Annotated in this window: 19 protein-coding genes and 8 pseudogenes; 26 read left to right on the top strand and 1 reads right to left on the bottom strand. The window is 38.1% G+C overall.

The genetic code is table 11. The features are described from left to right. Positions 1 to 70: 70 nt before the first annotated feature. Positions 71 to 259: a hypothetical protein gene (locus DX009_RS10970; protein ID WP_115084109.1), complete on the bottom strand. Its 189-nt coding sequence runs from the start codon at positions 257 to 259 to the stop codon at positions 71 to 73. 2,442 nt (positions 260 to 2,701) lie between these two features. Between DX009_RS10970 and DX009_RS10960 the strand changes: the two genes are divergently transcribed. The 26 genes and pseudogenes from DX009_RS10960 (at position 2,702) to DX009_RS10835 (ending at position 20,027) form a co-directional block, all read left to right on the top strand. Beyond that, positions 2,702 to 3,388 (top strand): hypothetical protein, encoded by a 687-nt coding sequence (locus tag DX009_RS10960; RefSeq protein ID WP_115084107.1) that lies wholly within the window; start codon positions 2,702 to 2,704, stop codon positions 3,386 to 3,388. Positions 3,389 to 4,010: 622 nt separating this feature from the next. After that, positions 4,011 to 4,706 carry a hypothetical protein gene (locus DX009_RS10955; protein ID WP_115084106.1) on the top strand — a complete coding sequence of 232 codons (696 nt, stop codon included), beginning with the start codon at positions 4,011 to 4,013 and terminating at the stop codon, positions 4,704 to 4,706. Positions 4,707 to 4,772: 66 nt separating this feature from the next. Further along, the gene (locus tag DX009_RS10950) at positions 4,773 to 5,432 is read left to right on the top strand and encodes a ParA family protein (RefSeq protein ID WP_006045768.1); all 660 of its coding nucleotides are present in this window, start codon (positions 4,773 to 4,775) and stop codon (positions 5,430 to 5,432) included. A 130-nt stretch (positions 5,433 to 5,562) separates the two neighbouring features. Next, positions 5,563 to 6,087, top strand: a complete 525-nt coding sequence (locus DX009_RS10945; RefSeq protein WP_006045769.1) for a hypothetical protein — start codon at positions 5,563 to 5,565, stop codon at positions 6,085 to 6,087. 1,322 nt (positions 6,088 to 7,409) lie between these two features. Continuing rightward, a pseudogene (locus DX009_RS13840) lies at positions 7,410 to 8,212 on the top strand (hypothetical protein). A 112-nt stretch (positions 8,213 to 8,324) separates the two neighbouring features. After that, positions 8,325 to 8,702 (top strand): hypothetical protein, encoded by a 378-nt coding sequence (locus DX009_RS10935; protein ID WP_115084105.1) that lies wholly within the window; start codon positions 8,325 to 8,327, stop codon positions 8,700 to 8,702. Positions 8,703 to 8,741: 39 nt separating this feature from the next. Next, positions 8,742 to 10,256: pseudogene (locus DX009_RS10930) on the top strand (RHS repeat domain-containing protein); the annotation flags it as partial. Further along, positions 10,240 to 10,746, top strand: a complete 507-nt coding sequence (locus DX009_RS10925; protein WP_245944641.1) for a hypothetical protein — start codon at positions 10,240 to 10,242, stop codon at positions 10,744 to 10,746. The pseudogene DX009_RS10930 and the gene DX009_RS10925, both read left to right, overlap by 17 nt. Positions 10,747 to 10,799: 53 nt before the next feature. Beyond that, positions 10,800 to 12,122 (top strand): annotated as a pseudogene (locus DX009_RS13600) (RHS repeat domain-containing protein); the annotation flags it as partial. Beyond that, positions 12,119 to 12,538: a hypothetical protein gene (locus DX009_RS10915; RefSeq protein ID WP_036869463.1), complete on the top strand. Its 420-nt coding sequence runs from the start codon at positions 12,119 to 12,121 to the stop codon at positions 12,536 to 12,538. The pseudogene DX009_RS13600 and the gene DX009_RS10915, both read left to right, overlap by 4 nt. Positions 12,539 to 12,591: 53 nt before the next feature. Further along, positions 12,592 to 13,017, top strand: a pseudogene (locus DX009_RS10910) (RHS repeat-associated core domain-containing protein); the annotation flags it as partial. Between the two features lie 789 nt (positions 13,018 to 13,806). Next, positions 13,807 to 13,986: pseudogene (locus DX009_RS13835) on the top strand (hypothetical protein); the annotation flags it as partial. Positions 13,987 to 14,198: 212 nt separating this feature from the next. After that, positions 14,199 to 14,741, top strand: coding sequence for a hypothetical protein (locus DX009_RS10895; RefSeq protein ID WP_006045774.1), 543 nt, complete (start codon positions 14,199 to 14,201; stop codon positions 14,739 to 14,741). Then, positions 14,725 to 14,910, top strand: a pseudogene (locus tag DX009_RS13595) (hypothetical protein); the annotation flags it as partial. The gene DX009_RS10895 and the pseudogene DX009_RS13595, both read left to right, overlap by 17 nt. Positions 14,911 to 14,938: 28 nt before the next feature. After that, positions 14,939 to 15,487: pseudogene (locus tag DX009_RS10885) on the top strand (RHS repeat-associated core domain-containing protein); the annotation flags it as partial. An 11-nt stretch (positions 15,488 to 15,498) separates the two neighbouring features. Beyond that, positions 15,499 to 15,966: a hypothetical protein gene (locus DX009_RS10880; RefSeq protein ID WP_006045776.1), complete on the top strand. Its 468-nt coding sequence runs from the start codon at positions 15,499 to 15,501 to the stop codon at positions 15,964 to 15,966. 27 nt (positions 15,967 to 15,993) lie between these two features. After that, positions 15,994 to 16,074: pseudogene (locus DX009_RS13585) on the top strand (RHS repeat-associated core domain-containing protein); the annotation flags it as partial. 72 nt (positions 16,075 to 16,146) lie between these two features. Continuing rightward, positions 16,147 to 16,434 (top strand): hypothetical protein, encoded by a 288-nt coding sequence (locus DX009_RS13195; protein WP_147278689.1) that lies wholly within the window; start codon positions 16,147 to 16,149, stop codon positions 16,432 to 16,434. 65 nt (positions 16,435 to 16,499) lie between these two features. After that, a complete protein-coding gene (locus tag DX009_RS13580) occupies positions 16,500 to 16,811 on the top strand; it encodes a hypothetical protein (RefSeq protein WP_006045779.1) in 312 nt (103 codons plus the stop codon). Between the two features lie 6 nt (positions 16,812 to 16,817). Then, the gene (locus DX009_RS10865; protein WP_006045780.1) at positions 16,818 to 17,195 is read left to right on the top strand and encodes a hypothetical protein; all 378 of its coding nucleotides are present in this window, start codon (positions 16,818 to 16,820) and stop codon (positions 17,193 to 17,195) included. Further along, entirely contained in the window at positions 17,185 to 17,373 is a 189-nt protein-coding gene (locus tag DX009_RS10860) for a hypothetical protein (protein ID WP_006045781.1), read from the top strand. Before DX009_RS10865 ends, DX009_RS10860 begins: the two co-directional genes overlap by 11 nt. 2 nt (positions 17,374 to 17,375) lie before the next feature. After that, positions 17,376 to 17,585: a hypothetical protein gene (locus DX009_RS10855; RefSeq protein ID WP_006045782.1), complete on the top strand. Its 210-nt coding sequence runs from the start codon at positions 17,376 to 17,378 to the stop codon at positions 17,583 to 17,585. 28 nt (positions 17,586 to 17,613) lie between these two features. Beyond that, positions 17,614 to 18,276, top strand: coding sequence for an RHS repeat domain-containing protein (locus DX009_RS13765; RefSeq protein WP_338091494.1), 663 nt, complete (start codon positions 17,614 to 17,616; stop codon positions 18,274 to 18,276). Positions 18,277 to 18,284: 8 nt separating this feature from the next. Beyond that, positions 18,285 to 18,632 (top strand): hypothetical protein, encoded by a 348-nt coding sequence (locus tag DX009_RS10845; RefSeq protein ID WP_006046532.1) that lies wholly within the window; start codon positions 18,285 to 18,287, stop codon positions 18,630 to 18,632. After that, positions 18,623 to 19,270 carry an RHS repeat-associated core domain-containing protein gene (locus DX009_RS10840; protein WP_115084102.1) on the top strand — a complete coding sequence of 216 codons (648 nt, stop codon included), beginning with the start codon at positions 18,623 to 18,625 and terminating at the stop codon, positions 19,268 to 19,270. Before DX009_RS10845 ends, DX009_RS10840 begins: the two co-directional genes overlap by 10 nt. Before the next feature lie 127 nt (positions 19,271 to 19,397). Next, a complete protein-coding gene (locus DX009_RS10835; protein ID WP_025000581.1) occupies positions 19,398 to 20,027 on the top strand; it encodes a hypothetical protein in 630 nt (209 codons plus the stop codon). Positions 20,028 to 20,034: the final 7 nt, after the last annotated feature.

The following is a 20,034-nucleotide window of genomic DNA, read 5'->3' as shown; positions in this document are numbered from 1 at the left end:
TTCGCCTTTAATTCATCTCTTATCTGCTATGTGTATCAGTGCTTTATACACCTTTTTACACCTTAAAAAACTATATTCCCATTTTGTCGTACATAGTTTTTACAGCACATTTCCTCCCTTTTTGTCGCCCAAAACTACCCCTTTTGTTTTGCAACAACAATTCTGTTGCTGCTCCATTCCCATTTTCCTGCTTTTTTTCTACGCCTCCCCCACCCTTTTCGTTCCATTGTTTTTTGCGTTCGTTTCTATTTTTTTCCAAAAAAGACTTGCGTTTTTTGCTTCAAAAAATCTTCCGTTTTTGTCGCCAAAACTTTTGGGTTTTCTAAACGCTATACCATTTACAGTGTTTCGGTTCTTGCCAATTTAAAAATGTAAAACCCCCTTTTTGTCCATCAAAAACCCCCTTTTTGCACGCCAAAAACCATACTTTTGCAATGCAAAAACCACCCTTTTGTTCTGTGCTAATTTAACATACAGATAACCAACACGTTGCAAACGGTTTACTAATAATGTAATATCCACCCACGAAACACCACAAAACACTCCGTCAGGCGTAGGGGCCGATTCATCGTGCCCGTATCCTAACATAACCCAAAATCATATTCGCATTACCAAATACGCATTTTCCCATTATCAAATGCGCATATTCGCCCCCCATTTCGTGTGTATTTTCCTATATGCGGGCACGATAAATCGGCCCCTACAGCTGCTGACGGATTGCCAATTACGTGGCGAACACTCTGCAAAACACTCAACGTACACCTACGAAATGGGGTGCGAACACTCCGCCAGGCGTAGGGGCAGATTCATCGTGCCCGTATCCTAACATAACCAATTGCACATATTCACATTACCAGATACGTGTATATTCGTTATCAAATATGCATATCCACATTATCAATTACGTGTTTTCATCTCACCACGCACACATCTTTGCATTACCATACCAATATATTCGTTTTTTGTTATTTATAATATTGAATATAAAACAACCCAATACAGCATATATATACACGTAAACTGCATAAACTGTTTCTTAGGCTATTTTCTCATAAAAATACAGAATCGTGCCTTACACTCCACCTTATATATATGTATGCACCCTAATTTCGTTCTCACGTCTGGTAGAAATTGCGTTCCAATTATCCTCCCTATTCCCAGCGTAGAACCCCGATTTATTTCACCCTTTTACCGTTTTCATACACAGAATGGAGGAAAAAAACACGTGCATACCGAATTTTCACTCCCCGAAACTGTACCAAACTATGCATGGACAGAATAATTTGCTCTCACGCCTCCCACTCCATTCGCACCCCATTTGTAGAAATCACGTTGCACTCTCTTAGAATTTGCCCCACCCTCTCATAGAAATTACATTGCATTCTCTTAGAATTTTCACCACCCTCTCATAGAAATCACATTGCATTCTCTTAGAATTTGCGCCACCCTCTCATAGAAATCACGTTGCATTCTCTTAGAATTTTCACCACCCTCTCATAGAAATCACATTGCATTCTCTTAGAGTTGCACCACCCATTTGTAGAAATCACGTTGCCTTCTCCTGGAATTTGCACCACCCTCTCATAGAAATCACGTTGCATTCTCTTAGAATTTTCACCCTCTATTCGTAGAAATTGTGTTATGCACTCGTATAATTTGTATCATTCAATTGTATATTGTTGCCACTATTTTCGTGCAATTGCGTTGCCACCGAATATAATTTTATTGCCCATTCTCTCGCTTTTCATTCTCTGTTGAATATATTTTTCCGTTCAAATATCCATTTTCTAACCATAGCAACTACCCTACCCCACTCATGAAAATACCTTCTAATGCATCTACTTTTCCCATTCCGTTCTGTGCGCAACCACTAAAAACAACCACATAAAACCATAAAAATATGAATAATAAGATATCTTTCTTTGTATAAAAATAAATCTAAACCAATATAAATATATAAAAACAAAGAAACAAAAAGATGAATTTAGGCAAGCGAATAAAAATATATTACAATACGATATCTATTATATTGAAAATATAAATATATAAAAACAAAGAAACAAAGATATTGTAATATAAAATAAGATTTCTATTTTTGTAGAGCAATTTATAAAAAATTAAAAACGTTTTGCCATTTAAATGTTTTGTAGTACATTTGTATTTATGTGAAGATTTTTAAGGTTATGTTTTTATATAAATATATCTTTGATTTTCTAAGCATATACATTTGTGCTGCATTTATAGCGATAACGGTAGGCTGAAAGTTGTGTAAAACGTTGATATATACTATATAATTCAAATATATAAAAATATAAATGCGTTTCAGTAACTATCTCTTCGCTTGACAGTACGGTGTTAATTGCGTTCTTTGAATAGTTGTTTTAATATATTATTGCGTGTTTCTGTAAATATATAAATATACCTTTAATTCTTTATTTAGTTGCTTGTAATTGAATTATAGGTATACCTTTTAATATATTTATATGGCATAATGTAAATACAAATATAGTGTAAAACATAATTAAACAAATGTTTATGTACCTATAAAGGTAAAGATTTGATAATATTTAAAGGTACTAATGTAAATACAAATATAGTGTAAAACATAATTAAACAAATGTTTATGTACTTATAAAGGTAAAGATTTGGTAATATTTAAAGGTACTAATGTAAAGAGATAAAACTATAAATATATAAAAATATGAAGGTAAATGTGTTTGAAGTAACGTCTCGTCGCGTTGCAATATTGGGTTGGTCGGTGAGCTTATGTGTGGTTTTCATGTTGTTGCAACTATCTGAAAAGTATGGGCAGCATATTGATGAGCTTACGGCAGATGGGTTTAGCGTTGCCGATACGGCATCTAAGGTTACGCCATTGTTATGGCTTTGTGGGCTGTTGGTGCCTTTTTGTTCGCTGTTGGCGTGGGAACAGCTTCGCCATGCCTTGCTAAAAGCCAACCATTACTGGTTGCAGCTTATGCAGATAGTGGTGATGGTGCTTACCTTTTTGGGGGTAGTGGTGGCTGTTATCCCTTCGGATACGGCTCAAATGGTGCATGGCACGTCGCTGTTGGGTGGTTTTGCCAAATTTCAGTTGGCGTTTCCATTCTACAATAATATGGCTATTGGCATTGTTAATTTGTGTTTAGGTATTGGCATTGCCCGGTTGTTTGGCGGCAGGGTGCGCCTTTACGGAATTGGTTTGGCAGTTTTGCCAGTGCTGTCTATGTTGGTTGGCGAGTTTTACACCTATTTATATACGAGCGTGGGTGGACTTACGTTGCAAGCGTTAGATACCTATCGCATTACAATGTTGGTTGTTCAGTTTGTGCTTCAGTTGGTTTTGTGGGTGTTATTGTATAGGGCTTTCACTTCAACCGACGATTAGTTGGAGTGGGGGAGTGTGGCTTTTGTTGCTGCGCGCCCTACTATCTGTTGGGTAAAAGGTATGCTTTTGAGTACGGAAGGTATATATACAAACATACAATAATACCTTTTAAGGTAAATAAAAAGATAGTTATAAGTGTATAAATGTAAATATATAAAATATTGAATAATACAATTTTATAGACTGTTTAAATACAAACAGATGTGTAAAAGTAAATATATAAAAATGTAAACCGTTGGTTTTTGCCTTGCTTTTATGGCGAAATGGCAGCCCGAAAATAGATATATAAAAATGTAAATAGTTGGATTTTGCCTTGCTTTTATAGCGAAATGGCAGCCCGAAAGTAAATATATAAAAACATAAAATGTTGGTATTGCCTTGCTTTTATAGCGAAATGGCAGCCCGAAAGTAAATATATAAAAATGTAAACCGTTGGATTTTGCCCTGCTTTTATGGCGAAACGGCAGCCCGAAAATAGATATATAAAAATGTAAAACGTTGGTATTTGCCTTGCTTTTACGGCAGAACGGCAGCCAGAAAGTAAATATATAAAAATGTAAATAGTTGGATTTTGCCTTGCTTTTATAGCGAAATGGCAGCCCGAAAATAGAAATATACAAATATGAAAAAGCTTATAATAGACCATTTCAGTCTGCGTTCTAACGAGCTAAAAGTGCTTAAGGTGTTAGAAATAGTGTATGTTTTTTGCACCGTTGCTCTTTTTCTGGTTATGGTAAACCAGTGTGGCGAGACGCTTACAGAGGGTAGCGTGTCGGTTTCTGATGTAGTTTCCATCACCGCCGAAGGGTTAATTTTGTTTTGCGAAGTGGCATTTTTAGCCATTTTGCAGCGTGGTTTAAATGGGGTAGGGCACCAAAAGTCCCTTGTTAGGTGTGCCAACGTGCTCACTACAGTTATGGGGTTAGGTGTTGTTTATGCCATTTTGGGCAAATTTTCGCTGCTTTATTATGGCACCGAAGATCTTCCCGACTTACTCGATTGGACGGCGTTTCTTTCCCATTTGTTCTACCTTGTGTTTGCGTTCGGTGTGTTTGCGTGGGTTTATTTCCACGCTTCCAGCAAGTTGTGCGCCTATCTTCGCTATGCGCTACTTGCGGCATTGTTAGCGTTTATTTTTATTGTTGCATCTACATGGCTGGTTTTGCTTAACTTTCCAAGTCTGTTTACAGCCATCACGCTCACAATTTCGATTGCGTTTCAAACCGGTTGTTTCTTGCTTTTAACCCGAATGCTGAAGTATAGAGGCAACAAAACGGACGCCGACAACACCCATTCTGACACATCGTTCAACCATTAATACGATGTATATAAGGTGGAAAATTCATTTACGAACAAACATAATAATATAAAAATATAATAAGGTATGAAGAATATTAAAGTAGTATTTGCAAATCAGAAAGGTGGAGTAGGTAAGAGCACACTATGTATGCTGTTTGCCAATTATTTAAGTTGGAAAGGCAAACCCGTGTGTATTATCGACACCGACTTACAGAAAACCATTTTAATGCAGCGTCAGAAAGACGTCCAAATATACGACGAAGAAGAGCCATACAGTGTGCAAAGCTTCGACGTAAGTGCTCCCGAGCTGATGCAACAGCTAATGGAGTCGGCTTCAGAGGTAGAAGGTTACGTGCTATTCGACTCTCCTGGTAACGTAAGCGAGGACGGATTGGTGCCCCTTTTCACCAATGCCGACTACATTGTGTGCCCTTACGAATACGAAGACAAGACGTTAGACTCTACCGGAGTGTTCGTTCAGGTTATTAATGCCCTAAAAGATGTGAACCCAGAAATGCACGCTCAAATATTTTTTGTGCCAAACCGAATAGACCCCCGTATAGGAACATCGGACGAGCAGCGTATGTGGAGCGACACCAACGACATATTTTCGCAGATTGGAAAGGTTACTCCTATGGTGAACAGTAGGGCTACACTGAAACGCATAAACACCTTCGAACTGCTTGCTACACAGCGCGAAGCAGTGAAGGGAGCATTCGAATATATGATAAAACGAATGAAGTAGACATGCAAAAACCCCCTTTTTGCAATGTAAAAAGTGGGTTTTTGCACGCCAAAAACCATACTTTTGCAACGCAAAAAGTAGGTTTTTAAAAACTAAAACATACAGCAAAAAAATAAAGCAACATACTATTATGGTAAAGAAAAAAACAAGAGTTATAATGCCAGGCGGTATTTCTGGATTAGTAAACAAGGTGCAAGGCATAGAGAAACCCACAGTTACACCCCCTGCAGAGCCCGAACCAGAAGAAGAAATAGCACCCGAACCCGAACCCATTCGCGAGCCTGTGCATCACGAACCCACCCTGCACACCAAGCCAGCGGCACCTGCCGACGAGAAAGACAGGTCGGCTCCGGCAGCTAAAAAGTTGCCAAAAGCCGAAGGAAAAGAGCTTGCGCGCGAATACACACTACAACAAGGCGATACCACAGACAGTTGGCAGATGTTTTTAGATCTGGCTAAAGAATACAAGTTGCGCGATTCTAAGTTGGCAACAGTGTATATAGACTCCGATTTAAAAAGTGTTCTCGACCGTCTGAAGTCAGCCAACAGCATAAAAATGCCATCAACAGCGCTGCTCAGTTCCATAGTAGCTCGTTTCGTGTTCGACCACGAAAAGAACATAAAAGAAGCCATCTACGGCGACAGTTTGTTGTAGTAGAGTAGGGGAGAAGTGGCGTGTTGCCACCCATTGGCAGCCGCAAAAGTCCTATTTATCGTGCCCGCATATCCGTATTCACCCACAAAAAGGGTGGCGGAAATGCGTGTGCGGTGATGTGGAAATGTGTATTTAATAATGCAAATGCACGTATTCGGTAATGTGGATATGCGTGTGCGGTAATGCAAATGCACGTATTCGGTGAAATGAATATACGTATTCAATAATGTGAAAACACGTAATTGATAATGTGGATATGTGTGTGCGTTGAAACGGAAACACGTATTTAATAATGTGAATATACGTATTTGATAATGTGGATATGCGTGTGCGGTGAATCTGCCCCTACGCCTGGCGGAATGTTCGTTGCGCATTTCACGGATTGTTCGTTGGTATTTTGCGGAATGTTCGCCACGTAATTGGCAATCCGTTAGCAGCCGTAGGGGTCCGATTTATCGTGCCCGCATATACGAAAACACCCACGAAATGGGGGACGGAAATGCATGTTCGGTGATTTGAATACACATATTTAATAATATGAAAACACGTATTCCATGAAATGAATGCATATATTTAATAATGTGGAAATACGTATTTGGTGAAATGAATGTGTGTATTTAATAATGTGAATACACATATTTGGTTATGGAAATATGCGTATTTGATGATGTTAGGATACGGGCGCGATGAATCTGCCCCTACGCCTGACGGAGTGTTCGCACCCCATTTCGTGGGTGAGCGTTGGTATTTCACGGAATGTTTGTTGGTATTTTGCGGAGTGTTTTGTGTGTATTTCGTTGGTGTTCGTTGCATTATCGCAGACCGTCAGCAGCATTTTCGCAAACCGTTCGCAGCCGTAGGGGTCCGATTTATCGCGCCCGCATATACGTATACACCCACAAAATGACAAACGGTAATGTGTGTGTGATGATGTGGAAATGTGTATTTAATAATGTGAAAACACGTATTTGATAATGTGGATATGCTGGAGCGTTTTACCATAAACAGGCGTATCCCATAACTATCAGTCGCCCTTTCCCACCCAAGTACACAAGCCTACCGTATACCATTTCCTATTTTGCTGTCATTTCTGTCACTCTCATTCTGCTTTTAACCATCTGTGTATAAGCTAATTAAGCAAAGTGTTAAAAGTGACAGCAACTAAAAATTAAACTTAATTAGAGATTTTGATGCTTTTCGCTTGGTTACATTTGCACGCACAACGCACCCTATCCTTCCCCGTTTTCCCATGATCTAAAGACACATTTACAAAATAAATGTTGTATATTTGCAGTTGGTATGCCTACGACAGCTGAAACCGTGTGCAGACGATGACTTATCCTGATGGTGAAGTGGTAACTTATCACTACAATCAGGACAGGTGGAGAGTCTGACGAGCAATAAACAGGGACGTCAGAGCGTTATTGTTGATAGGATAGGTTACGACAAGGAGGGTCATGCGGTCTATACGAAGCTCGGTAATGGCACGGAGGCAACCTATATATATGACAAGCAGCGTGAACGTCTGCAGGCGATGAACCTTACAGCGGACGGTCAGACTGTGATGGAGAACAGGTATCGTTACGATGCCGTGGACAATATCCTCGGTATTACGAATGCCGCCGACCCAACGTCGCTGACGAGACTCAACAAGGCGAAGTTGGGAGGAAGGAGTCACTATGGTGCTAATGGTACTGGTAGATTCGCAGATTGCATTCTATGGATTCAGGAATTTGATTTGGGGAATGTTGACAATACTGTCCAAAGAGACTATATGGGTGATAATTATGGTTCGTTTAACATCTTCGTCAGTGATAATCAGCTATATGTAGAACTTCGATTAGATGTGACCAACCGCTCTGAAGATGCACTGTCAGAAACAATCGCACACGAACTTGCTTTACATGGTTCTTATATTTCTAAATGTGTAGAAGCCTATAGAGAAAATAAAGACAATCCTATAAAAGCCAGTGAAATAATAAGCAGGATGATGTCCCAAGATCCTCATGGAAACAAAGACCATGCTGATTTGAAAGACAACAACCAATCAAACATTGGAGTTGTCAATTATCTAAACACTATGAAGGAGATGGGACTTAAACTCCAAAAACAAGTAAAAGAATAAAATGATAAATCTCAGTTCGCACATTTTACAGTCTACTATAGTTGGGAAGACCATAGGAATATGTCTTGTATTTTGCTTTGCTTCATGTAGCCAGCAAAATGAAAAGATATTTATGGGAAAAGTTAAAAATCAAATTAAAGTAGAATATTCCGGGAATTCAATTATAATAAGATCTTTAGATGAAAATGGGAAAGAAGAGAAAGCTGTCAACAGAACCAAATTGACAAGAAAAGCCAGTGCATACTATGATGAAGAACATCATATCATTTTGTCTCTCAAGGATACTACCTATATTTATAGAAGTTCTCCTTTTGATGAAGAAACGGTTTTTATCAAGAAGGAGACTGAGACCCTTTTTTCATCAATGAGAATGAAAAAAGTAAAAGAATCTCTCGAAAGATATGAGCTTATTGAGGCAATATACTATACATCAGATTTTCAAATCAAATCTTTTGTGGAATATCAAAATGTTGTATTTGAGTGTAAATGAAGAATGATAGATTCTCATGTATATACACAGAGGATAGACATGAAGAGCTACGGCACGATGGAAGGTGTGTACATCAATGGTGCACCACAAGGCATCACGTTCCACAAGACGGATAACTTCACGCTCTACCCTGCTTCGATAATCTGCATCAACAAGAATCGCTTCACAAAGCATTACTTCATTGGTGACAAACGAATTGCTTCAAGGATAGGAACAGGTCTGTTTAACAACGTCTATGGACGGAACGGTTCATACGTAACGGCTGGTCAGCAGGACTATGCAGAACGTATGAATCAGATTCAGACACAGAAAGAGGCGTATTATAAGAAGGTGGGTGTAGCCCTTGGTGTACCTACAGAGAAGGGTGCGTATGGTGATCCGGAGAACACGGGTGTTGGTTATAATGCCGTTCTCACAGAACTTGGTAACCATGATGTGCCACAGGGCTGGATTCAGACTCCACGCCCCAACACCACACCAAATACCAACCCTGGTCCACCTGTAAGCTGGAACGACCCAAGCAACCCTGATGACCCGCAGGCTGGTTATGGCTACATCCCTAATGACACAACGAAAGAGGAAACCTTCTTCTATCACAGTGACCACCTCGGCAGCACGTCTTACATCACAGATGACAAAGCCAACATCACGCAATATGATGCCTACTTGCCATACGGTGAACTATTAGTTGACGAGCACAGTAGCAGTGAAGACCTACCGTACAAATTCAATGGCAAGCAGTTTGATGAGGAAACTGGTCTGTACTATTACGGTGCAAGGTACATGAATCCTATGGCAAGCCTTTGGTATGGGGTGGATGCTTTGACAGAAAAATATCCTAACGTTACTGGATATTGTTATACTTTTAATAATCCGATAAAACTTCTTGATCCTGATGGTAATTCACCAATAGGAGCTGCGGTGGAAGGCATTAGTGCCTTTGTTGTGTCCGCTGGAGTAGATTTTATTTCCAACTGGATTTTTGAGGGTATGGATTATAAAACAGCTTTTAGCCATGTCCGTTGGGGAGCTGCAGCTTTTGATGGTATTTCTACGGCAGCTATCTCCTTGCTTGTTGATGGTGCAGGGACAACAAAAACAATAGGAAAAATTGCAAATAGTAAAGCGGGACGATTTGCAATAGATGTTGCTCGGACTATGATTACCAATATCATTGGTGACATTGAAAAAGGGATAGACTTTAATAAAATAGATTTAACTGAAGAGTTTATTTCTGCTACTTTCTCAACATTATTAGACAAAGGAATGGAGAAAAGAGCAAATGAGTTGCTCAGTGGATTAGAACGCAGCAATAAAAAATTATATACTGCGCTTAATAAGTTGAAAAGAAATCAAAAAGCAGGAAAATCTGAAACTCGACTGAAGAGTGATGCGTCTAGGGTAAAAATTGCGAAAGATAGATATAGAGGAGATGTTCGTAAATATGTAAAAGCGGTTACTAAAAAGAATCTTGTTGTAGCAGGAGCTGATTTGGCATCTGAAAAAGCATTTGAAAGACCAGATAAGAAAACGTCTAATGAAAATAATAAATAAAATGAAAGAATTAACTAGACGGAAAATTATATTTTCTCTCATTATCTTTATTTGTGCTTATTATTACTACTGCACACTTGTAATTCATCTTTGGTATTATTTGGTTATCCTATGTGTAGCATTGTTAATAGATTTAGTCTTATATTTCACCTTGAATTTGAAATTTAATCTGACTTCTATTGCCAAGACAATTGTACATCTATATTTCTTCTTGTTTTCTATACTTTTTATTATAGCAAAGTTTGATGGAAAGACGGAAACTTATAGGCTTCCTTTGAATGGTTACACCTACAATAGAGTAGACAAAATTTTATTCACATTCAAAGGGCATAATTTTGGTAGATTTCATTCTTTACCTCAATATTCTCTAATTGCAGATAAAGATATGACTAAATTATATGACGTTTTATTGGAACTCAAAGAACCTATAAGAGGAATATATATAATTGAATATATCAGTTTGGAAAAGAAAATACAAGCAAATAAATAAAATATGAAGACAGGAGAGCATTTCCTAATCATTTTAGTTCCTGACAATAGTAAAAAAGAAAAGTTTCAAGGATAGGAACGGGTCTGTTTAACAACGTCTATGGACGCAACGGCTCATACGTAACGGCTGGTCAGCAGGACTATGCTGAACGTATGAATCAGATTCAGACTCAGAAGGAGGCTTATTATAAGAAGGTGGGTGTAGCTCCTGGTGTACCGACAGAGAAGGGTGCGTATGGTGATCCAAAGAACACAGGTGTAGGGTATAATGCCGTCCTCACCGAACTCGGCAACCATGATGTGCCACAGGGTTGGATTCAGACTCCACGCCCTAACACCACACCGAATACCAACCCCGGTCCACCTGTAAGCTGGAACGACCCAAGCAACCCTGATGACCCGCAGGCTGGATATGGTTATATTCCAAATGACACAACACGTGAGGAAACCTTCTTCTATCACAGTGACCACCTCGGCAGCACGTCTTACATCACAGATGACAAAGCCAACATCACGCAATATGATGCCTACTTGCCATACGGCGAACTGTTAGTTGACGAGCACTCATCGAGTGAAGACTTACCTTATAAGTTCAACGGCAAACAGTTCGATGAGGAAACTGGACTGTATTATTACGGGGCGAGGTGTATGAACCCGAAGACGAGTTTGTGGTATGGGGTGGATCCTTTGGCGGAGAAATACGTTTCAATCAGCCCTTATTCTTATTGTAAATCTTCTCCAATGAATTATATAGATGAAAAAGGACTTTACCCAAAAGGCATTGTCACAATTCACTATGAAAGGAGCATTGTAACAACAGCTCCAAGCATCACAGGTGCAACAATGAACGTCCCTACACAATATGTGTACTATAAATTTACAAAATCGGCAACTCATCTACTTTCTTTGGTTTCTGGAGTCCCTGAAAATTATATAAAGAATGTTAGGTTAGAAGAATTTAACCTTCAAAGAGAAAGTAATAGTATAACACTGGGTGATAGCCCTGAAAACACTCGCATGCTTGTGTCACCTGAATATTTCAATGAAGAAAATATTAGTAAAGAGCAATATTACGACTGGTGGTTTAAAGAGTTTTCACATGAAGTTGGTCACATAAAACAGATAAAAAGGGATGGGAGTGAAGGCCTATACCTGTTGAAGACCCTTTGGGGATATGTCTCGACCCAAAGCCACGATAAAGCCCCTCGTGAACAAGAGGCAGAAAAAGGCTCTGAAGTATTTGAGTCTTTTAGGGATTTTGTAAAATCTAAATTTCATGCAAATCTGAACAGATTATTTATCGGCAAAGGTTCAGAAGAAGAGAAGATTAGACAAATCGACAAATGGTGGAACGCATATAAAGAACAAAAGAAATGAAGAAAATATATTCTGTTTGTATTTTTATGGTGTTGCCTTTCTTAATAGCTTGTAACGAGAATCATAGTTTCTCACTTGATGAGAGCCGGCAACTTTTGATAGTACATAACTTTTTACATATGGAAATAGAGTCTGACTGTCTAGATCCTAGCGAAAGTCATCTGTTCTTCATTACAAAGAAAAATGAATTTGACACTAGGAGTTGTGACACAATAAACTTTAGAAACGTATCGTCTGCATTATCTGTGGAGGAAATGAACAGTTATGGTATTACTAAAAATCTTCGGAGAATTAAATTCCGTCCCAATACAAGATATGTTGTAATCCATTCAGGAATGGGAGCTCAGGTGTATATCAAGGAATATTTCTGGGCAGATTCAAAGGGAAAATTAAGAAGAACTCGAAATCCAAAGTAGTGATTTGTACAAAGAGGTAAATAAGCATGTGTCGTAAAGTAACGATTAAGTAGTACCTACATGCGGCAGGGCAAATAGTTCGCCTTTCGGGCAATAAACAGGGACATCAGAGCGTTATTGTTGACAGGATAGGTTACGACAAGGAGGGTCATACGGTCTATACGAAACTCGGTAATGGCACGGAGACTACCAATACATACGACAAGCAGCGTGAACGTCTGCAGGCGATGAACCTTACAGCGGACGGTCAGACTGTGATGGAGAACAGGTATCGTTACGATGCCGTGGACAATATCCTCGGTATCACGAATGCCGCCAACCCAACGTCGCTGACGAGACTCAACAAGGCGAAGTTGGGAGGAAGGAGTATGCATACGTATGAATATGATGAGCTGAACCGTCTTATTCATGCAAGCGGTAAAGCAAAGCGTGCATCGTATGATATGGTGATGTCGTTCGGACGGATTATTGCTCCATTGATAAGTTAAAGTTTTGATTTCCTCTATTAGATGATAAAGACAATTATATTATTGGTAATAGTTTTCTATACATTTCCATGCCGGAAGATAAATGCTCAAAGCAGAGATACCTCAAATATCTTTGCAGGATATTACATAGCTGTTTACAATAAGAGCGATTTATCACATAAAAAGATAAGAAGACATCATAAACATTCTTATAACACAGCTATTGATAGCAGATACAGAACTTATTTTATTCCGATAAAAATTGGAAAAAATAATATTAATCAAGAAAATATATGGAAAGAGGTAACGGACAATAAAACAGAAAGCGATACAATCTTTATTTTTCCGGACTCTACGGATATAAAGCTATTCAAACAAATTGGGCTGATCGATAGCAATATCTCTGATAAAAAACATCTCTTGCTTCAAGAGATAAAATCCTTACCCTATTATAATACCGCATCAAACAAAGCATATCTATTCAAATGTCTTTATGTCAAAGGAACCTTTTTGCAACTAAGGATAGACACTATAGACAAGAATTGGCAAGATTATTTGTTAGATATATATTCTATTTCAACAAAGAAAAAGAAAAAACTACTTCTTGTTACAGGCATAGATAGTTTGCATTCTATAAAAAGCGATGGAACATCTATACAAGCACGTCCCTATATCAAAACAGGGCAACAAAAGCCATGCACAGCCCTCATAGTAGGCAACTGGTTCGCTGGCGAGGAAGGATATATCAGAAAGGAAGCCCTGCTTGAACAGGGCGAACCATTCGTTTCGTGGATAAGATGCAACGACTGCCCACAGATAAGATTTAACGAGAGCAACAGCGGCTCCGTCGTCTACCCTGGTCCACCTGTAAGCTGGAACGACCCAAGCAACCCTGATGACCCTCAGGCTGGATATGGCTATATTCCTAACGATACCACGAAAGAAGAAACTTTCTTCTATCACAGTGACCATTTAGGCAGTATAATAAAATAACAATACCAGATAATATCAGAAAAGATTATGTTTATCGAAATGAAAGCTATTTATAGAGGATAAAATCAAAGATGCGGGTGTCACCCGTTTTTGAGAGGAATGGAATTTTTATTCATGATGGCAAAAGTACAGCAAAATTCTCTCTAATAGCGACAGGTACATTTGGTAGAACTATATTCTGGCGTAAAAAATAATTTTATATGAAAAAGTTTATTCTTATTTTATTCATTCTTATTTTTTCAGCTCCTAGTATAAATGGGAAAGCTCAAAGAAAATGGCAAGGATATTTAATTCCACAAGAGTATGTTATTGTTGATAGCCTTACCTTAAATGGACAGAATACCCAAATAGCTATATTTAGCCCTTATAGTATGACAGCTGACGGTTGTGAAAAATACGTTGATAAAGGGGAAAATAGGATTCTTTTGATTAAGCGTGATTCTCACTTTTATAGATTTGATAATGTTATATCTAATGACGTTTATGGTTATATTGATGGGAACGAAAGTCTTAAAGAAAATGGGAATGGATTTGAATTGTGGTTTGAAAAAGGGCAGAGTTGTACTTTTGAGTATCACATCTATATTGGATTTTTTAATTCAAAAATTAAAATAACGCACATTACATTAATTACTTTATGTAATGATAAAAAGAAGGTAAAAAATATAAGATATAAAAACTTTTTACTTAAGAATTTTCATCGGAATTTAATCGATAAATTAAAAAATAAATATAGCATGTAATCTATTAGAAAGATATTTATCTTATGATCATATGCTATACTGGGATGAGGAGAACCGCCTGATGGTACTCTCTGACAACGGTAAGACGAGTCGTTATACTTACAACGCCGCCGGTGAACGTATCATGAAGAGTTACGGTACGATGGAGGGCGTGTACATCAACGGTGCGGCAAAGGAAACGGCCATCCGCGTTCATACCATTCAAGTACCAGGGACAATATGCGGATAAGGAGACGGGACTTTATTATAATAGGTTCCGCTACTACGACCCAAGGACTGGAGCATACATCAGCCAAGACCCGATAGGGTTGGCTGGTAACAATCCTACGTTGTACGGGTATGTGAAAGATGCTAATGATATGTTGGACATCCTAGGATTAGATGTTTACAAACTTGTAGCCTCTTCTGACGGTTGGTATCCTGTCTATGAAAAAGGGAAAAAAGACCCCATTGCTTATACTCGACTTGATAAAGGTGATGTATATAAGATAGGTGAATCTCAAAAATCCTCAAATAGATATTCTTCTACAAGGATGGATGAGGTAAGAATAAATAAGTCTAAGGCTACTTCTGTTATGATTGGACCTGATGGAAAAGCTATACAGGGACAAACGGCCGGATTAAATATGAAGTATATTGATACAGGAGAGGCTAAAAGTGCAGACAGGCTTTTAGAAACAATGAAATTAAAAGAGTATCATAAAGAGCATGGTAAATTACCTGCTGGAAATAAGACCTTCCATTAAAGAATGAAACTATGGCAGTTTTTTTTAAGATATTGTGCGAACAGCATTATCCAGGGACTCAATTAAAGTTAGAGTTACTGAACAGAGTTGTAGACTATTTTATGGATAATCTACAGGATACAATTTGGCAAAATTCTATATCAAACAAATTATGCAAAGAAGGAAGTAACCATAATGCGTTGCTAATTGTTTTGAGATTGTTTTATGAAAGTGAGATTGTAGAGGGGAATTTAAAATCGTATGCTCGGTATATAAAACAGAAAGAAAGACTTGTAATAGATCAAATGTTGATTTTAGATAATTTTTTGAAATTATCTGAGGATGAAATGATCGATAATCTTTGTGATGAGGTATGGTTATATGTAGAATCGTGTTTAAGAAAATACATTGGACGTTTTCATGATTTTGATGCTGCAGCATTCATTCCCATGCTGGAAGAACGAATAAAATATATAAAAGAAAATTTCCATAAAAGGTAATAAAAGTACGAAGATGCCGAGACTGGACTGTATTATAATCGTTTCCGTTACTACGATCCGAATGCAGGGAGTTATATCAGCCAAGACCCGATAGGGTTGGTAGGCGAGAATCCTACTTTGTATTCACATGTTAAATCACCTAATTCCCAATTAGATCTCTTAGGGCTAGATGTGTATGCGTTGGTTGCGACTCATGATGGATGGTATCCTGTCTACGAATATGGAACAAAAGATCCTATTGCATATACAAAACTGAATAAAGGTGATGTTTACAAAATAGGAGAAACTCAACACCCTAAGACCAGATATTCTCAAGTGCGTCTTGACGAAGCAAGGATTAATAGATCAAAGGCCACAGCTGTCGCCTTTGATGCCGATGGAAACATTATTCCTGCAGGTGTTAAGATGAAACCAATATCACAGGGAGGAACAAAAAAGCTGATCGTCAACTGGAAAACAGCTTATTAAAAAAGTATAACGAAGAGCATGGCCACCTGCCTGCTGGCAATAAACATTATTACTAAGCAAAAAGTATGAGCGTATTTTTATTTTCAACTTATGAGTTAGATTCCTCTGGTGCACATTCTACAGATTTGCGTATAGGAAAAGTTCTTGATAATATTGTCGATAGCTTGAATGACTTATATTGGCAGGAAACCTCTAAAGACTTTGCAGGAAGTACTGTAGGTGAAGCTCATGTCTTTATTTATGAGCCTAAATATAGAGGAGCAAATAGCGTTTGGGAACAAGATGAGTTACCTATTTTAAAGAAAAAAGGAATTCCCGTCTTTGAACATAGGATTGATGCAGATGGCAATATAAAAGTTAAACAAATTCATCATTAATAGGCTATGGATAAAGAAAAGTACACGGTAAGGGGAGAAAATGGAGAGTTCTTGGCACTATTAAGACGTGGAGGTATTGAGTATGTAACCTCTACGGGAATTTCTTACTATATTGATTCAGAAATGGTATCTTCAGATGAGTGCGACTTTGTCATATATTCATCTTATATCAAATTGTATCAAGATTATAAAAAAGAGAAGTCTTTAGACAACATCGAATATTTTGAAAAATTTGATGATAAGACAGGAATAGGAAAAGGATATATTAGGTATAAGAAGAGGTTTGATTCACATATTTCAAGAAAGGAAAAAGACTATATTCTTAAACGAGTAAAACAAATGTGTACTAAAGCAGGCATCAAAATATGCATCAGTGAAAGCTAGTTTCGATACGTTACAAATAGTAGATGATGTTGAAATTCCTAAGGGAAAATGGGGAAAGGCAGATTATTTAGAACCAATAACGAAGGATTTCCCTGAATTTGGTAAAGGAGGTGCAACACAAGCAATTACTCATAAAGAAATAAAAGTAGATAAAATTGAACATTTAGATTTACATTAATTATGATACCCTACGCTACAAGTAATGACATTGCAAGATGCAAACGTGTCATAGAACGTCAATTAAGAAAACATTCTATTGTTGTGGATTCAAAAGAACTAGATAAATTGACAATTGAAATCATGGACTTAGCGTATGCAAAAGGTGGTAGCTATTCGGATAAGACAATAGAACAATTCGCAAAGGTGTATATAGCTAATTTTCGATTATAGTTAGAGATAAACGGCTTCGCGTGGCGGCATTGTCGCCCCGATTGATAAGGAGGGCAACAAGGTATGGGAGCAGGAACTTGACATCTTCGGAAGGAAGAGGACGGGCAACAATAAATCCTCCTTCATTCCGTTCAAGTACCAGGGGCAGTATGAGGACGTTGAGACGGGACTTTATTATAATAGGTTCCGCTACTACGACCCAAGGACTGGAGCATACATCAGCCAAGACCCAATTGGGCTAATGGGTGGCAATCCAACGTTGTATGGATATGTAAAAGATCCTAATGCAATTGTAGATTTTTATGGTTTAATTGTTGTTTATAGAACAGTTAATCCTATACAAGAATCATCTGTTAATACAGGTACTAGTATTCAGCCCAAGGATGCTAATGCAAACTATAGCATTCAAGAGTATGTGGAAAATGGTAAATTAAACACGCAATATATATCTACGACAAAGGAGATGGACAGAGCTGAGTTCTATGCAAAATCCAACAAATCCACCATTATTGCTATCAATACAGATAAAATTGAACCAAAGAAAATTATAGATATTTCTAATGGGATTGATCCACAGACAGGAAAACCCTTACAAGGAAAAGCTTTTGGATATGCGACAAAGGATGCTGAGGTCCTTATTGATGGGGAAATACCAAAAGAAGCATATACTGTTGTAAAGAAACATCATTAAATTATATTATGGATTATATAAAACAACTATGTAAAATAAAGAAATCTTTATCTACTTTAGATAGTACTCCTTGTAACACCATAGAAGAAGCTAAACTTTGCTTAACAAAATATGATAAGCTGAAAGATGATATCATAAAAGTTATAGCATCTGTTTCGAATGATTCTATGCTTTCAAATCAAGACAAGGAGGAAGTCTATGTAAACGGTATTCGTGTTTTAACGAATTATATTGGTAATGCTGACGACGTACAAAAATATGGTAAGGCGTTAGAAAATATTCTAGGGGATACAAAAATGATGAAGGCACAATTGGATTTTTTTTATAACAGTTTAGATATTGGAAGATGGTTATAGAAGACTATAACTATAACGACTTCCCTGCAGTAGCGTTCGCAGCACGAATAGATGGAAGAGACCAAGACACGTTCGTACCTGCCGCCAAGCTTGTTGCCAACGGTGAGTGTTTCTCCATCATCTCCGACTATCTCGGTACGCCCCAGCAAGCCTACGACAAGGAGGGCAACAAGGTATGGGAGCAGAAACTCGACAGCTTCGGTAGAAAGAGCAGGAAGGACAACAATAATTCCTCCTTCATTCCGTTTAAGTATCAAGGGCAGTACGAGGATGCGGAGACGGGATTGTATTATAATCGTTTCCGTTACTACGATCCGAATGCAGGGAGTTATATCAGCCAAGACCCGATAGGGTTGGCAGGTGGCAATCCTACGTTGTACGCATACGTGTCGGACGTAAACTATTGGAATGATGTTCTAGGGTTGACTGCCGAAGTATACAAATTAGTGGCAACGAAGGATGGTTATTATGATGTATATGAATGGGGGAATGATAAGCCCGTGGGCAAAACATATCTAAAAGAAGGAGATACTTGGAAAATAGGGGAAACAACTAATTTCAGAACAAGAAAAGATGGTACTGAAATTCAAAATAGATATACTAAGAAATGGCTGAGACAAGAACAATTTAGAATATAAGCGTTTACAGTATTCCCCCAATAAATCGGCAAAAGTTCCATTCCAAATTCTGAGACAAGTCGTATAAAGAAATTTGAAAAACGATTTGGGAAAAAGCCCGCTGGCAACAAATGTTTTCATTAATATTATGGATAGAGTAAGAATTACTTCTGATTCTCCAAACTTTCTGAAAGTTAGTGAGATTAGTAAAGACCTTCGATTGTTTTCTTTAGTGATAGAAACAAAATACGCGCAAATAGATTTTGGCTTTGTATTTTGTTTCAGAGCGTTGTACACCACACGTGGCATCCGGTCAAAAGTCCGGTTTGAGAAGGATTGCAATTATCTTGGTATGGATTTGATAGTCTCCGAAGAAGAATTTAATCCTTATAAGAATAACGTTTCTATGCAACGGCGGATTATGGGTAAACATTTCTTCCCGTTTTTTGCAGAGAACATAAAGAAATACAGAAACAAGTTGCCCGTTCTCAAACCCATTGAAAAAGATTTGGTGGAGGACATGCGCCTATTTCTCATTGAAAACCTTTGGCTACCTGACGATAGTGGCAGTTTTAAGTTGGCGGTTATAGAGAATGTTTCTTACGATCGTGCAATGGCTTTGTTCGGAAAGCCAAGACAAAAAAAGTTCATGGATACTGATAACGGTAAAATACAGGACATATTGTGGGAAGTGGACGAACAGACACAGCTATCAGCCCGATATAGGCTGATAGATAAAGTCTGGACGCTAGAAAGCTACAATATTGCAGAAGGGTAAATCGGGA

It is taken from the genome of Prevotella pallens (assembly GCF_900454935.1).
In the GTDB taxonomy this organism is placed as follows: domain Bacteria; phylum Bacteroidota; class Bacteroidia; order Bacteroidales; family Bacteroidaceae; genus Prevotella; species Prevotella pallens.
This window is presented reverse-complemented; position numbering and strand designations above follow the sequence as displayed.